Source organism: Paenibacillus sp. FSL H7-0735 (assembly GCF_038008505.1).
Taxonomy (GTDB): Bacteria; Bacillota; Bacilli; order Paenibacillales; family Paenibacillaceae; genus Paenibacillus_AQ; species Paenibacillus_AQ odorifer.
This window is the reverse complement of the sequence record NZ_JBBOZH010000001.1, coordinates 2,350,761-2,366,812: the sequence shown is the minus strand read 5'-3', so window position 1 is coordinate 2,366,812 and position 16,052 is coordinate 2,350,761. Positions and strand designations below refer to the sequence as shown.

The following is a 16,052-nucleotide window of genomic DNA, read 5'->3' as shown; positions in this document are numbered from 1 at the left end:
GATGTTGCCCCCTTTTCCTCATGCATCTAGTGGTCTTGAGACAATTCTAAAGAAAAAGAAAAAGGATAAGAATGTACATAAGTGAACTTATTAGGGTAAAAAAGTGTGTTCATGTAACCGCTTCACTCATCCCCGTTCAATAGCAGAACCCGATATTCAGAAGGTGAACAGTCATAATAATTCCGGAACGCCTTGCTGAAATAATTTTTGTCCTTGTACCCCAACATCTCGGAAATGTCTTGGATTTTCAAATCGGGGGTGGATAGCATCTCCTTTGCCTTGTCCATTCTTACCTTTTGTACATACTCATGTATGCCATAACCATATTGCCCCTTAAAAAGTTTCATCAAGTATTCTCTGCTCAGGAAATATTTATCCGTGAACATCGATATTTTAATATTCTCAAAATAGTGATTATCAATGTATGCTTTAATATTTTCCAATACGCTGGGGCGATTGCCAGCAAGGCTTTTGCTGATTTCATTGCCATAGCAATCTAGAATCCCGCTCAGCACCCGCTCAAATTCGCCAAAGGAAGCAAAATCGCTCCCGATGCCTAGCCCACGCAATCCTTTATCTTTACCGCCACGGATACGTTCGGGGACCGCATCCAGCTCCGTCGCAATATCGTTCAGTAAAATAATAAATTCCTCTATCTGCCGGTCAGCCTCGCCCAGATTAAAACGTCCGGAAGCCTCCCATTTCTTCGTGAATTCGCTTAAAATACTTTTGGCATGATTGATGTTCCCGCTCTCCAGTGCGTTGCGAATCAAGGGCATACGTCCCGTCAAGGAAGGATTATCTTTCCCCTGTGAAGTATCGTTGCTGCTATTTGTGACAATCGCTCCCTTCAGCGTCAGGAGGTCAATCCCGTCGAGAGAGGCTTTGGCAGTCTCATAGGATTGAGCAAGCGCCATGATGTCACCATAGGGCTGTCCAATTCCTCCGGCAACAACAATTCCGAATAGCTCTTTCAGCGTCGAGACTAACTTCTTCATATGATGTAAAGAGCGGAAAGTTGCGTCCTCCTCATAGCCGCCTTTCATCGTGAAGATGGCGATAAACTCGCGTTCTCCCTTATGACTGGCGAAGCTGAAGGTCTGAAAATGCTCATCGCTATTCTCATTAATCACATTCGTGACGGCAAAATGCAGCAAATCCCGGTCCTCATGGAAGCGATTACGACGCACTTGTTCCAAATTGAGCACCCGCAGTACACCCGCAGCAAAATAGTTTCCGGTCGTATCAGCGCCGATCAACGGCAGAAAAGCCTCGTTGGACTGATTTTTGAAGCTGCGCTCAATGATCGACAGATAGATTTTCTCCTTTAGCTTCGGCAGAGACATATTGAGCGTAATGTTCCTGTTGATGAACTCGCTTTCTTTCTTGCGTTTAGCCTCCAGCACATCGATAGCTTTACGCAAGGCCGCATTCAAATCCGCCCGGTTGACCGGCTTCAGCAAATAATCAACTACCTTAGAACGGATAGCCTGGCGGGTATATTCAAAATCATTGTAGCCGCTGATTACAATCGTCAGCAGTTCCGGGAACTCCTTCTCCACGATCTGCAGCAGCTCACTTCCGTTCAGCTCCGGCATCTTCATGTCAACCAGTACAAGGTCGATCTTTTGCTCACGCAGCATGGCTAGACCCATATTTCCATCCGTAGCCTCCAGTACCTGATCGACACCTAGACCTTTCCAGTCTCCCAGGATGTTGATCGCCTCACGCAACGGTTCCTCATCATCTATAATCAGTACTTTATACATGGTTAGTCCCTCCCCGCGGTAACCGCATGTCCATCTTTGTTCCGCCAGCATCACTGGTAATGGCCAAACCCGCAGCCTCACCATACAAAAGCTTCAGCCGCGTGTTCAAATTTTTCAGTCCAATGCTTTCCGTGTCACTTTCGGCAGCGTTTTCTCCGCCCTGATCCTCCCACTGGATTTGAAGAGAATTTCTCACTTGCTCCAGCCGCTCCCCGCTAAACCCCGGTCCATCATCCGTCACTGAAATAACAGTATGGCTAGGCGTCACATGCGCTTCAATGGTAATTGTGATCGTTGTGGATACTTTTTCCAGCGCATGCTTGATGCAATTTTCTACCAAGGTCTGAATGGACAGCTTCGGAATCTCCAGCTCCAGCAAAGGGTCTTCCCACTGGTAGGCCACCTGCATTCTGTTTCCAAAACGAGCCTTCTGCAGTGCCGAATAACGTTCAATATGCTTTAATTCCTCTCTGGCATAGACCACATCTTTACCGCTAATGCAGTATCTCAACGTCATAGCAAGATTATCGACCATATCGACAATATCATCATTGTTGTTTTTCAGCGCCTTGGTGGAAATGGCTTGCAGGGCATTATATAAGAAATGCGGATTGATCTCAGCTTCCAGTGCTTTGAGTACAGCATTTTTCTCGACAATTTTCATTTTATACCGTTCATTGATCAGCTCATTCGTCTTTTCCACCATCTTATTGAAGTGGCGAGACAGATAGGCAATTTCATCCTTTCCTTCAACCTGTGCTTCAGCGTCAAAGCTGCCTGTACTGAACCGCTTCATCTGCAGCGACAGATTCTTTAGCGGGTTCGTTATTTTGTTCGAAATAAAGCTGACCAAGATGACCGAAACGATTAAAAATAACAGTCCTATGAAATAGTTCAATTTGCGTGTTGTCGTGGCCGCTTCATAAATTTCTTTGTAGGGAATCGGCTTAATCAGCTTCCAGCCTTCTTTTTTGCTGATGTCATAAATCACTAGATACTTCTCTTCTTTATCCGACCACGTCACGCGTCCTCCTGAGGCTGGTGTCAGCTCCTTAAGCAGTCCCTCTTGTTCGCTCTGTTGATAAAACCCGGGGTCATCCACCACAAAAGGTTCATTATCGGGACTGACGTACATTAGGTGCTGCCCTTTACTGAAGGGAATATCCTTCATAATCTCGTCCGTAACCGAGGAGTTGAAATAAAGGGAGAGCACCGCCTGCGGCTCCCTGGAAACTATAGAGCGCAGCAATCGATGGTAGCCCATGAAGCTTTTATCCTTATTTATAGGGTAGTCGGAGCTATTGATCATCGAGGATTGGTTTTTTACAAAAGACTGGTAAGAACGGTTAAACGGGCTGGCCAGCGCTTTTTTATACCAGGAAAGATTCTCAATCGACGGATGCTCGGCGACCCGCACGGTAATATTGTAGTTCTCTTTGGTGACATAATAATACTTGTGCTCCTTGATCACATACAGGTAGATAGCTTCCAGATCATTGCGGGAGAAGTACAGGTTCTTCAAGTAATCCTCCACATACATCTTCGAGGCATAATCCTCTGATTCATGCAAAATCGCATAGGTGATCTCGTCATACGATATTTGCGGCAGGGATAATTGCTCGATGCCGTCCAAATAACTCTCCAGATTCCGGCCGACAAGCAACAGATTGTTGCTCGTACTGGCGATGCTGTTATTCACCGATTCTTTTCGCAGCATGCCGTATGAAATGAACGTCAGTGAGGTCACCACCAAAACAATGATGATTGTAAACAGCAAAATAAGCTTGTTCGCCAACCTGCGTGAGACAAGCTCCAGCACGGGTTCAAACCGCTTTATGATCCACTTTTTAATAATGACCGGCAACCTCCCCCACGATTTACAGGCTTAATTATAAATATTTCAGTTCACCTTTTTACCCCTAACTGTACTCTTAAATCCATTTTTGAGTATAGGGCACTGCTCTATAATACACAATATAGACTAACCGGAATGGTTATGTGTGGCAAGCCTAGTCGATATTACCACCCAACAAATCAAGAAGAGGTGCATCCATGTTAAAATCACTCGGCAAAAGATGGCGCGAGAAAACAGAATTCGGATTATTCACTCTCCCAGTCCTAATCTGTATCGCTGTAGCATTCTACATTCCGTTTGCCATGACTATCCGCTATTCGATGACCAAATGGAACGGAATTTCGAAACACCCTAAGTTTGTCGGACTTGATAATTTCAAACAAATCTTTATGGGCGACACCAACTTCGCCAATTCAGCCTGGTTCACCATAAAGTATGCGATTCTGTACATTGTTCTCGTTAACGTGCTGGCCATTCTGCTCGCACTGGTTCTGGACATGAAGCTGAAGAGCACCCCTTGGCTGAGAGCCGCTTTCTTTATTCCTTATATCCTCAGTCTTGTCATTGTCGGTTTTATCTGGAAATTTATCTTTATGCAAGGTTTCAACTCACTCGGAGAAAGTACCGGCTGGTCCATATTTGGTCTAAGCTGGCTAGGGACGCCGGGACTTGCTTTCGTCTCCATATTGGCCGTCTCCATTTGGCAGTCGATTGGTTTTTATCTGGTCATTTATATTGCCGGTCTGCAATCTGTACCTGAGGATCTCAAAGAAGCAGCCACAGTTGATGGCGCTGGTCCCATGAGAAAATTCTTCAGTATTACACTGCCACTGCTCGCTCCATCCATTACGATTTCTGTGTTCATGGCACTGACCAATTCGATCAAGGTGTTCGATGTCATCCTGTCATTAACCGGGGGCGGACCTGGCGGAACTACCTACAGTATCGCTTACGATATCTACCGGGATACCTTCCAGAACAATCTGTATGGATACGGTACAGCGAAAGCGCTTATCCTGTTCCTGGCCGTCTTGGTGGTAACCATTCTCCAGTTAGCATTCTTCAAACGAAGAGAGGTTGAGGCATAATGAATACAAACCGCAAAGCAGGCCGAATCATTCTAGAAGTTGTTATGGTCATCCTCTCTCTTCTGTTTCTATATCCGCTATTTCTGACAATTATCAACTCGTTAAAAAGCTTTAGCGAAGTCATGACAGATGTCATCGCCCTGCCAAAACATCTGGTATTCGGCAACTATTCCTACGTGTGGAAGTTTATCAACTATCCGAAGCTGTTCCTGAACAACTTTGTCATTACCGGTGTAGGTCTTCTGGGTATTGTGTTCATTTCATCCATAGCAGCCTACAAGCTGGCACGGACGAAATCCAGACTGAGCGGGGTGATTTATTTCCTCTGCATTATGCCGATGCTGATTCCGTTCCAATCGATCATGCTGACCGTTCTGCAAACGGCTAAGACTTTAAATCTCTCTGAGAGTACTTGGGGACTTGGGTTGTTATATTGGGGTTTCGGTGCTCCACTCGCCGTGTTTATCTACCATGGATTCGTCAAAGGGATTCCGGTTGAAATTGATGAGAGTGCCACGATTGATGGAGCTTCCGGCTTCCGCCTGTTCTTCAGTGTCATCTTCCCACTGCTGAAATCGGTCACAACAACCATTGTCATTATCGACGTAATGTGGATCTGGAATGACTTCCTGCTCCCGCTGCTTATGGTCAACGGCTCCCCAGATACCAAAACGCTGACACTGGCTGCCTACACCTTTGTGGGCCAATATACCTCAGATTGGCAATATGCGATGACTGCTATGGTCATGGCGGTGTTGCCATCAATCGTAGTATTCATCTTCTTGCAAAAGTACATCGTTAAGGGTGTTGTTGCGGGGGCGGTGAAGGGCTGATTAACTGATTCCAAACCTAGCTTCTGCATAAAAAGGGGGAGATCCATATGGATCTCCCCCTTTATGCAGACGTTCCAATACTCTGCATACTGCTGCAGTCTGCTCTTGATGCAGATATTCCAATACTTTGCATACTGCTACGGTCAGCTTTTGATGCAGACGTTCCAATACTAACTAGTAGTTTAACTGTATTTTGTACAACTATAACTCTGCAACTCGCTCGGCCGATGGGTATAGCTGTATTTCGTACAACTATTCTCTTGATTTAATGCCCTCTAGGCCGATTTTCTAGTTTTTAGTTGCATAGAATACACTTAAAAGCAAAATGGTCCGTTTTACATATAAAATAGGTGTATAGAATGCAGTTATTTCACAAACACAACGGTGATACTTTATAGGCACTCCATACGGACTCCATAAATACTCTCTTCATACTGCTTCAGTCAGCTTTTTATACAGACGTTCCAATACTCTCTGCATACTGCTACGGTCAGCTTTTGATGCAGACGTTCCAATACTAACTAGTAGTTTAACTGTATTTTGTACAACTATAACTCTGCAACTCGCTCGGCCGATGGATATAGCTGTATTTCGTACAACTATTTTGTTGATTTATTGCCCTCAAGGTCGATTCTCTAGTTTTTAGTTGCATAGAATACACTTAAAAGCAAAATGGTCCGTTTTACATATAAAATAGGTGTATAGAATGCAGTTATTTCACAAACACAACGGTGATACTTCATGGGCACTCCATACGGACTCCATACATACTCTCTGCATACTGCTACGGTCAGCTTTTGATGCAGACGTTCCAATACTAACTAGTAGTTTAACTGTATTTTGTACAACTATAACTCTGCAACTCGCTCGGCCGATGGGTATAGCTGTATTTCGTACAACTATTCTCTTGATTTAATGCCCTCTAGGTCGATTTTCTAGTTTTTAGTTGTATAGAATACACTTAAAAGCAAAATGGTCCGTTTTACATATAAAATAGGTGTATAGAATGCAGTTATTTCACAAACACAACGGTGATACTTTATAGGCACTCCATAGGTATTCCATACGCCACATCCTACGTACACCATACGTACTCCATTCGTACTCTATACGGACTCCATACGTACTCCATACGTACTCCATACGTACTCCATTCGTACTCCATACGTACTTCATGCCACTCCATAGGTACTCCATAAGTACTCCACACATTTCGCATTCCAACGAGATCGGGCGCAATCCGTGAATAGTTAATCAGAGTTTGTATTAATTAAAGCGCCTTCTCCGTAACCCTGCCGTTAGCGTCTATGTTGGCATTAAAAGATAGGGTATTCATCAGCTTAATCGTTTTCCTATTGTAGGAATCATCCATGAAATTAGGCTGTCCGCCAATAATTTTGACAGGTGTAATCTTGCTGGTCATCTTGGAGTCCTTAATCTCAACGTTCAATAGCATAGAATTAAGTGTCTTTTCCCCACCACGTGTGGAGCGATTAAATACAAAGTTCCCAAGTGAATAATAAATGGGCTTGTGCTTATAGTATTCGATGCCCATAAGGCAGTGACTGTGTGCGCCAAGGATTAAATCCGCCCCGCTATCAATCATCTGTTTAGCTAGTGTGCGAGCGTACTTTTCAGGGAAATCCTTAAACTCTTCATTCCAGTGAATATATACGATCGTGTAATCATTCTCCTTGGACATCTTCTGAATGGCGCTAAGCATAGGCTGCGAGGTGTAAGCTGAAGCGGCTCCCGGTTTGTTTTTGCCGGCATACCACGAAGGATTTGAAAGCACACGGCTAACGCCAAGGATGGCGATCTTTTTCCCTTTTACTGTCTTAGTATAAGGCTTGAACGCTTCATCTTCATCTTTGCCAGCTCCTGTATGGCCAATCTTGTTTCGATCCAAATGGATCAGCGTGTCGAGCATAGCGTCTTTTCCATAATCCAAAATATGATTATTCGCCAAGGACACTCCATCAATCCCGGCATAGGTTAAGCCACCTAACGTTGCTGGTTTGGATCTGAAGGCAAAGGTTTTCTCTGCCGCTTTCCCTCGGATAGACACAGGCGTCTCCAGATTGGCGAAGGCGATGTCAGCCTTTTGCAGAGTAGGTGCGACCTTTACAAACGGAAAGTTCACCCCATATTTAGCAATCTGATCGCCAACAAAACCGTCCAAAAGGATATCACCCGCAAAAGCAAGCTTTATAGGATCTGAAGATAGTGAAGCTGCACTGGAAGCAGATGTCACAGGAACTATTAGTGATAACATAAGTGTAATAAGTGCTATTCTACGCAAAACCTTCGATCCTAATCTCAAAAAACACAGCCTCCTCTCATCTTTTTATTAGCTATGATCCTAGCATACTGGAAAGAGGTTACTAAATTAAGAGTAGAAAGACCTGTTATTCCTTTGCTTTTTTCAGAACGGCTCTGAAGCAATTTAATCCGCCCCACGCATCCGTATGCACAGCATCCGCAGGCAACTCAAAATCCGTCTCCCCCCAATACTGAAATCCAGTTTGCAGCAGCAGGTCATTCATAAGACTCAGATTTACCGTCGGGTAATCAAATGTCAATACCAATAATCCTTCTTCGTTCAACGTCCGGTGAAATTCCCGTAAAGTACCCACTGTATCCTCAAAGCTCAAATGCTCTAATACTGATATGCAAAAGACAGTGTCAAAGCTCTCATCCTCATAAGGCAGATCCGTCAGATTAGCTTGAGCGAAATGCAGGTTGTTTGTTCTTCTAGCGATAACCTGCTTCGCCGCTTTTTCCCCAATCTCATTCTCAATACATTCTTGGATAGCTTTCGGGTAAATAACCCTACTGTCCTTATCGCAGGCATAGACCTCTGCACAAACCCCTGCCAAATAAAACTTCAAGGGATGAGGAATCCCACAGGCGGCATCCAGCACAACACCATGCGGAGAAATAAAGTTAATACACCACTCATATTCAAAGGGACGGCTCCACCATGATTCCGGCAGATCATAAATCAACTTCTCACGACGTGCATCTGAATTTACGAAAAAACGCGAGACAAAGGGATGGGTTGGCATGGCCAGGACTCCTTTTTCAACGGAATTTTAGGTAGTGAGAGTATATTCATGATTTGCTGATTCATTCCATAACCTTACATTGAACGAGACAAACCCAAAAAAACGGCTGCTCCCTTAGGAACAGACCGTCTTTAAATATAACTGTATAGTATAAACCTTATGCGTAGAATGAAAGAGGTTTGGACTCAATTCCATGTCTCTCGATCAACTTATCAAGTAACGCAGACCATTCCGCATCGACCGTACATTGCTCAGGATGAGCCTCGAACCAAGCAACCGACTGCTTGATCCCTTCGGAGAAAGGCACAGTAGCCTGAAAGTCAGGCACGAAACGTTTGATTTTGCTATTATCAAAAACACTGCTTACCGCTTGATCACCGATCAAGCCATCCGCTGTCCCTGGAGGGGAAAAGGCTGTGATAAAGTCTGTGGAGATATGCACCACTTTAGGTTCCACACCTGCCGCTTGTCCGATGGCCGCATAGATCTGATTCCAATTCAATACCTCGTCGGAAGTAATATGAATGGCCTCCCCTATCGCTTCCGGATGTCCAAGCAATCCAACAAAACCTTTGGCAAAATCCGAATTATGCGTCAGTGTCCACAAAGAGGTTCCATCTCCATGTATGACTAAAGGTAAGCCGCGGCGGATACGATCGATCAATGACCAAGGATGCTGGCCACTCGTAAGTGCCGCAGGGATGGCTGTATTTCCATAGGTATGGGAAGGACGAACAATCGTAACCGGGAATCCGTTCGCCTTGTAAGCTTCCATCAACAGCTGCTCACACGCAATTTTATTCCTCGAATACTCCCAATAAGGATTCTCCAGCGGTGTCTTTTCTGTAATTACATAATTACGCTGCGGCTTCTGATAAGCAGAGGCTGAGCTGATGAAAATGTACTGCTTCGTTTTACCAGTGAACAGGTCAATGTCTGCCTGCACATGTTCCGGTGTAAAAGCAATCCAGTCTACCACTACGTCAAATTCGTAATCTCGTAATACTAATGCGGCTTCTGCCGGATTACGAATGTCTCCTTTAATTACTTTTGCACCTTCTGGAACGAATTCATCCCGCTGTCCTCTGTTGAACAAATACAGCTCGATTCCTTGAGCTACAGCCAACGGGGATACAGCCTGACTAATTAATCCCGTACCTCCAATAAATAAGACCTTCATTTTGCACGCTCCTTATAGTGAATCCGGCTCGTTATTTACTGGTTAACATAATCTCGCCATACGTGCTTCGGCTGCCAATTCAGCAGCTTTTTGGCCTTCTCATTACTGAGTAGCGACTCGTGACCCTCCAGCGGCTGGCGGAAATCCGTCACCTCTGGATAACGTGCGGCCATTAGCTCTCTGCTAGGAACAGCCATGCTGGTCTCATCTGCACATATATTAAGAGCAACCGCGCCCAATCCATCCGTTTCGATTGCCAATTGGCAAGCTGTTGCTACATCCCGTGTATCAATATAACTCCATAGAATCCGATCGCGCTGCGCTGGATCATGAATGAAGGAAGGGAAACGTTCATACGCCGATGGATCAATAACATTTCCGATTCTTAGGGAAACGACCTGTATACCCTTTCTGCGATAGAACATCTCAGCGGTTTGCTCATTCACAACCTTAGACAGACCGTAGCTGTCTTCAGGCAACTGTGGATGCTCCTCATCCATAGGCACATACTTCGGCCCCAAAGGATTAACCGCAAAACAGATTCCGTAAGAGGATTCACTGGAAGCAATCACTGCTTTTCGAATCCCGAGACCCGCTGCAGCCTCCAAAATGTTATAGGTAGATACTACATTATTTTGAAAGGTGACCTCACTCGTCTTTACATTTGCAGCTGGGATCGCAGCCAAATGTACAACTGCATCAGCGCCAGCAAGTACACCATATACTTCACCCAAATTATTCAAATCAGCAATCATCGTTTGGCACAAAGAATCTGCGGATTTTTGCGTATCTACATTCACAACCTTATATCCTTGCTCTACAAAATGCCGGACCACCCATCTGCCCAACATCCCACTGCCGCCTGTAACAACTACTTTCGCCATGAGTGTGTCTCCTTTTTTATGAAGCTAACAACTACTCCAGAATCTCCTCAATCTGCTTTAAAATCTCTTCCGAAAGCTCAATACCCGAAGCCTTAACATTCTCTTCGACCTGCTGCGGACGGCTGGCACCCACCAGTGCACTAGCTACATTAGGTTGACGCAAAATCCAAGCCAAAGCCAAATTCCCAACAGAAATATTCAGTTCCGTGGCGATCCCACTCAATTGGCGGACTTTTTCAATCTTTTCTTCTGTAATCGAATCTTTTAATCGATCCAGCTTAGCAGCACGGCTATCCTCAGGGATGTCCGTGTTATACTTTCCAGTTAACAGCCCTTGAGCCAGTGGAGAAAATACCACCTGTCCAATCCCACGGCGCTCACCGAGCGGAATAATTTCTTTTTCAATATAACGGTTAAACATATTATAAATCGGCTGATTAACAACAATATGATCTAGCAAATAGCGGTCTGCTACAGCTAACGCATCGGTCATTTGCGCCGCCGTCCACTCACTAACACCGACATAATATACCTTGCCTTGCCGAACCAGATCATCTAGCGCACGTAAGGTTTCTTCAATTGGAGTTTCCGGATCAAAACGGTGGCAATACATAATATCCACGTATTCTACTCCGAGACGTTTCAAGCTAGCATGACACTGTTCCGTGATATGTTTGCGGGATAGTCCACGGTCGTTAGGTCCCGAGCCCATTTCCCCGTATACTTTAGTAGCTAATACATAGGACTCACGAGAGTAATTACGTAAAGTCTCACCTAGTACTTTCTCGGCAGCACCTTTTTCATAAACATTTGCAGTATCAAAAAAATTCACGCCTAAGTCGTAAGCGGTTTCAATGGCATTAACAGCATTATCTCTTTCCACATAGCCTCCGTATGTCAGCCAGCTTCCCAAACTAATCTCACTGACTTTTAAACCGGTTCCACCTAATCTGCGATATTTCATAATAACTGCTCCTCTCCATAGTTCCGTGTTTGATTTTGGCAGGTTGCTTAGCACTCATATTCATTCTAGAATAGTTTGTATATAATAGAAAGAAGTGAAAATTAGTTTATTATATGATCTCTAGTGTAGTTACTATACTAGAGTATAGTAGCTTCACAAACAGGAGGAGATACCTTGAAGACAGCTAAATCTACTAATAATTATATCCCCAAAACCCCTGTTACTATTGAATGTAATGTTGAAAAAACACTTGAAGTATTAGGTGGAAAATGGGCCTTTCTTGTCCTCAGAGAGCTATTCGACGGCACGCAGCGTTTTGGGGCACTGCAACGAAAAATCACTAATGTGTCTCCCCGCGCACTGACCACTACGTTGCGCCATCTGGAGGAGCATGGTGTGCTTGAACGTCACGTATTTCCAACTGTTCCTGTTACGGTAGAATATTCGCTTACTCCCAAAGGTGAGGATTTACATCAAATTTTGAAGGAAATGAAGCTGTGGTCCGCGAAATGGACTTAGCTTGAGCAGATTGTGACTGATGAAAAAAGAAGCTGTCCAAAAAGTAGAGAATTCTACTTATAGGGTAGCTTCTTTTTTATAAATTGGCTATACAATGGATGGATTCTTACTTTAACCCAGGGGATATGTGCGATGTGCGGTGTGCGGTGTGCGGTGTGCGGTGTGCGGTGTGCGGTGTGCGGTGTGCGGTGTGCGGTGTGCGGTGTGCGGTGTGCGGTGTGCGGTGTGCGGTGTGCGGTGTGCGGTGTGCTGTGTGTGATGCGCCGCGGTGTGCGATGTGTGATGTGCGCTTTAGTGTAATTGGGGAAAAACTCCCTAAAAATAGCCGATATTCGCTAAAAAAGAGCATAATGAGGGAATTTCTCCCTAAAAATCGGGTTGATTCCTTTCTTTTTCACCAAATCAGGTAAATTACAGGGAGGTTTTCCCTAATTATAAGTTAGATGACCAAATATCTAAGAATTATAGGGAAAAATTCCCCAATTATAGAGTCGGAATGCGTATTTGGTTAACTGAAAACAACCGGAGATACCAGCGATTTCTGCGTCAAGTCATACACAAATTGCCGTTTGAGGTCAGCAGGCTATGCCTTGCCTTCAATCTACTACTGAAGCAGATCGCTGATAATCAAAAACGCAGAGCAGCGAAGATCCAATAGGAGGATGAATCGCTGCTCTTTTGACCCTTGCATTTTTGAAAATGAAGGAGAGGTCGTCTCTTTTCGTAAAAAATCCACCTGTAGAACAACCCTTCCAGCATTTTCACTATACGGATCTAGTATTTATCCACAATCGCGCCGAGAACTGCCGTATTTACATAGGGTTTTCCTTTGAGGCTTTGCAGCTCTTTCGCAGTTCCTGTAACAACAGCTCCCAATAGCTGTACATCACTGGCATCCGGCGCCGCTTTATCCTTTTTCAAGTAATTCGAGATTCGCTCAAACTCTCCGTAATGCTTGCCCTTCATCTGAAGCCCATAGGCTAGGGATTGTAAAAAATCCTCTGGTTTCGGTTTAAATAACCCTTCCCATTCCCCACCGTAGCCATATACTTGTCTAGCTGATTCCGGTAAGGCATATTTATTCGGACCGCTGTCATTCCTAATAAACTCAAGGTTCCTTTTATCGTCATACGTATCCACCCAATACCATGTCTGTGTCAAACCCGCCGGCATCATCTTCTCTACCTCTGCCTGAGTGTAGCCTTTATCAAAAGAAACTGCCATTTCTACGAGCTTACCAGGTTCCATTTGTTCGAGTGCAGGCAGGTCATTCAGCACTTTTTCGTTATAATTCACTCCAGGCACATAAAACATCATTTCCCGCTGAGCATTTTGACTGTTATATCCTCGGTAGTATTCATAATTTTGCTGTGTCATTACCGGGTCAGGAACATTTATACTAGAGTACCCCCTATTAAGCAGAGAAAAACGGCTGCCCATATCGAAATACAGTTTTTTTGTATCCCATACGATGGGTACACCCTCAACAACTTTGTAAGTACTCAGTTCGACTTTACCCGATAGAAACCCTAAATCAAGCTCAGTTCTCAACTCCTGAAGGTTAGGACTGCTAATCTTCATCATGATCCTCTCTTCATCCAAACCACGCATCGCCAACCAGCTTGTCAGATGGGCGTTACCCAGCATCCCGCCGAATAGTACTATAACCGTCACCACTAGAGAAATGATTGTGTTTCGAATCATTGTTTTTCGTTTTGCCTTCTTAATTACTTTTGAAAGGTTCTGATCATCCTTTTGTTCCCATGGAGCTGTCATTCCGCTTCACCTCTATACTTTTTTTGAAATTGCTTGCGGGCACGAAACAATGCCGATTTCACTGTATCTGTCGTAATTCCCAGAAGCTCAGCTATCTCCTGATAGGACAGCTCCAGCTCATATTTCATAATAATGAGTTGTTTATGGAGCGGTAGAAGCTCATCCAACACTCTTTCGATGTCTTCTCGTTTCTCTTTTAACAGCACATGATCCTCTGGCAATTCCATATCCGGCACATCTACATAGTCAATAGGAATGACTATCCGCTTGCGGCGGCGGCACAGATCATAGTAGCGGTTGATCGCTACTTTATATAACCATGCACTGAATTTGTTCTCATCAATGGAATCAATATACAAAAGAGCCTTATACACCGTATCCTGTACGATATCTTCAGCGTCGGCTGCAGGTGCCCCGAGACGAATCAGGTATTTTTGAATTTCTAACATTTTAGGTTGAAGTATCTGATGTAGCTGCCCGGGCTTCATCCTGCACCTCCCTTCGTATGTATAACGATAAAGTTCTCAGAATGTTAGCTTATGAGGTAAAAAAATTATAAAAGAAAAGACGGCTGCCTCAGAAAGACATGCCGTCACATTTTAAAGAATGAATAAGGTTCCAGTACAATTCCTATATATCCGTAGGATTCATTGCCTGCTGAGCTGTAGATATGAGTATGGTTTGAACTTTCAGAGATTGTTTGTCAATAATGAAGCCTATATAGAACCCACCCTCCATATTATCCATTTCAAAAGGTGACAATCGGGGCTCATACACTCCACCCTTGTTCTCAAACCAGTAACTCACTATAATCCCGTATTCGTTATCCACTGCAACGTATGTACCATATGCCTTTAGCACATCTTCCAATGTACTTACCCCAGGTCGAATATTGTTCAATGTACCTATGTGGATTGGATCAATGCGCTCATTATCTTTGTCTATTTTCCAAGCGTTCAGCCGACCTTTGGTATCATAATGTATAGATACTTCTTTATACATTTCATTATTGAACACATCTCGACCTGCTGAATCCCCGTAATGTTCCTCTACTAACATTCTTGAACTCCCAAAATCAATAAAAAGATTACGTCCACTATCCGTGATTCCGAAATCGCGATCAGTAACCGGAGCCGCTATAAAGTCCTTCAAGCCTGTACCCTGTTCTGGTAATGACGGTAAGTGACTCCGATCCGATCGTTCTTCTGGACGAGAATTTACAGTATATATTCCCTTAAGCTTGAGCATTCTCATCCATTGTATAGCCTCTGCTCTTGTAAGCGGGAGATTTCCTTTGAAACCGACTAAAGTTGGCTCCCCGGGAAGTGGAAGTAGAGAGTTACCCAGCAAATAAACGACGGAATCCGTGTCGTTGTAATTCATCCCTAGACCAGATGCAACTAACCTTGCGGCGGCCATTCTGGTGATTGGAGTCGATCTTGCCACTGGATATTGTAGTCCAGTAACTGGATGATTCCACCACTTAGCCATTCTATACGGTGCTGCTGTCCATTCTTCGCCTATGCTAGTAGCCTTTGGATAGCCGAAAGAAAGATAAAATAATTTCAAAAATTCTGCTTCCGTAATCGACTGATCCGGTCGAAAGCTCCCATCATCATAACCAACCATCAATTGGTTGCCCAACGCCCAGCGCACCCAAGGCTCGGACCAGTGACCTTGAATGTCAGTGAACAGTGAAGATGCCGGATCCTCCTCACCGTCCTCTTCCACTTCTTCATATGTCCCTGTATTCTCGTACGTTGTCGTGTCAGCATGAACTCTATAACTCACGTTGCCGCATGTTACAATTGTCCCTGAGATAAGACCTAGTACCAATAGCTTCATTATCTTCAATTTAATAATCCCTTTCGTTCTTATCGGTAAGGGGTTCCTGCTCTCTTTGTCAGGTTTATCGAGATTAACCCTTTATCTTAACTATCGGGTAAAAAGTCTGATTCGTAAATATACTGCTCTCCTTTTTCACAAGAAAAACAAAAAAAAGATCGCCCCACTTCATAGCGGGAACGATCGCATTCTCAGCTTGTATCTTAGTGAATTATATAACATTGATTCTATTAATTTCCATAGTGTACACTCATTACAAGTGGTCTTTTTG

At 44.2% G+C, this 16,052-nt stretch carries 14 protein-coding genes; 3 read left to right on the top strand and 11 right to left on the bottom strand.

The annotated features are described in order from the left end of the window. Positions 1-122: 122 nt before the first annotated feature. The gene (locus NSS82_RS10530) at positions 123-1,769 is read right to left on the bottom strand and encodes a response regulator (RefSeq protein ID WP_076272469.1); all 1,647 of its coding nucleotides are present in this window, start codon (positions 1,767-1,769) and stop codon (positions 123-125) included. Continuing rightward, positions 1,762-3,624, bottom strand: a complete 1,863-nt coding sequence (locus NSS82_RS10525) for a sensor histidine kinase (RefSeq protein WP_076272472.1) — start codon at positions 3,622-3,624, stop codon at positions 1,762-1,764. Before NSS82_RS10525 ends, NSS82_RS10530 begins: the two co-directional genes overlap by 8 nt. Positions 3,625-3,821: 197 nt before the next feature. Between NSS82_RS10525 and NSS82_RS10520 the strand changes: the two genes are divergently transcribed. Beyond that, positions 3,822-4,712 carry a carbohydrate ABC transporter permease gene (locus tag NSS82_RS10520; RefSeq protein WP_036684044.1) on the top strand — a complete coding sequence of 297 codons (891 nt, stop codon included), beginning with the start codon at positions 3,822-3,824 and terminating at the stop codon, positions 4,710-4,712. Beyond that, entirely contained in the window at positions 4,712-5,545 is an 834-nt protein-coding gene (locus NSS82_RS10515) for a carbohydrate ABC transporter permease (RefSeq protein ID WP_036684045.1), read from the top strand. The genes NSS82_RS10520 and NSS82_RS10515 overlap by 1 nt, the downstream gene beginning before the upstream one ends. On the opposite strand, the gene NSS82_RS10510 is transcribed toward NSS82_RS10515, so the two are convergent. From NSS82_RS10510 to NSS82_RS10485, 6 genes are all read right to left on the bottom strand, one after another. Beyond that, positions 5,546-5,713: a hypothetical protein gene (locus NSS82_RS10510; RefSeq protein WP_341109792.1), complete on the bottom strand. Its 168-nt coding sequence runs from the start codon at positions 5,711-5,713 to the stop codon at positions 5,546-5,548. Between the two features lie 1,102 nt (positions 5,714-6,815). Next, positions 6,816-7,820: a CapA family protein gene (locus NSS82_RS10505; RefSeq protein WP_143761219.1), complete on the bottom strand. Its 1,005-nt coding sequence runs from the start codon at positions 7,818-7,820 to the stop codon at positions 6,816-6,818. 133 nt (positions 7,821-7,953) lie between these two features. Further along, the gene (locus NSS82_RS10500) at positions 7,954-8,613 is read right to left on the bottom strand and encodes a class I SAM-dependent methyltransferase (protein ID WP_036684047.1); all 660 of its coding nucleotides are present in this window, start codon (positions 8,611-8,613) and stop codon (positions 7,954-7,956) included. A gap of 157 nt (positions 8,614-8,770) precedes the next feature. Further along, positions 8,771-9,793: an SDR family oxidoreductase gene (locus tag NSS82_RS10495; RefSeq protein WP_076271962.1), complete on the bottom strand. Its 1,023-nt coding sequence runs from the start codon at positions 9,791-9,793 to the stop codon at positions 8,771-8,773. Between the two features lie 35 nt (positions 9,794-9,828). After that, the gene (locus tag NSS82_RS10490; protein ID WP_076271961.1) at positions 9,829-10,677 is read right to left on the bottom strand and encodes an NAD-dependent epimerase/dehydratase family protein; all 849 of its coding nucleotides are present in this window, start codon (positions 10,675-10,677) and stop codon (positions 9,829-9,831) included. A gap of 31 nt (positions 10,678-10,708) precedes the next feature. Then, positions 10,709-11,641 (bottom strand): aldo/keto reductase family protein, encoded by a 933-nt coding sequence (locus NSS82_RS10485; protein WP_038569620.1) that lies wholly within the window; start codon positions 11,639-11,641, stop codon positions 10,709-10,711. Positions 11,642-11,815: 174 nt separating this feature from the next. Between NSS82_RS10485 and NSS82_RS10480 the strand changes: the two genes are divergently transcribed. Further along, positions 11,816-12,160 carry a winged helix-turn-helix transcriptional regulator gene (locus tag NSS82_RS10480; protein ID WP_036684053.1) on the top strand — a complete coding sequence of 115 codons (345 nt, stop codon included), beginning with the start codon at positions 11,816-11,818 and terminating at the stop codon, positions 12,158-12,160. A 774-nt stretch (positions 12,161-12,934) separates the two neighbouring features. Here the strand turns inward: NSS82_RS10480 and NSS82_RS10475 are convergent. From NSS82_RS10475 to NSS82_RS10465, 3 genes are all read right to left on the bottom strand, one after another. Continuing rightward, a complete protein-coding gene (locus tag NSS82_RS10475; protein WP_076271959.1) occupies positions 12,935-13,936 on the bottom strand; it encodes an anti sigma factor C-terminal domain-containing protein in 1,002 nt (333 codons plus the stop codon). Next, positions 13,933-14,424, bottom strand: a complete 492-nt coding sequence (locus NSS82_RS10470; protein ID WP_036684055.1) for an RNA polymerase sigma factor — start codon at positions 14,422-14,424, stop codon at positions 13,933-13,935. The genes NSS82_RS10475 and NSS82_RS10470 overlap by 4 nt, the downstream gene beginning before the upstream one ends. Before the next feature lie 142 nt (positions 14,425-14,566). Beyond that, positions 14,567-15,781: an S-layer homology domain-containing protein gene (locus NSS82_RS10465; protein ID WP_178944151.1), complete on the bottom strand. Its 1,215-nt coding sequence runs from the start codon at positions 15,779-15,781 to the stop codon at positions 14,567-14,569. Positions 15,782-16,052 lie beyond the last annotated feature (271 nt).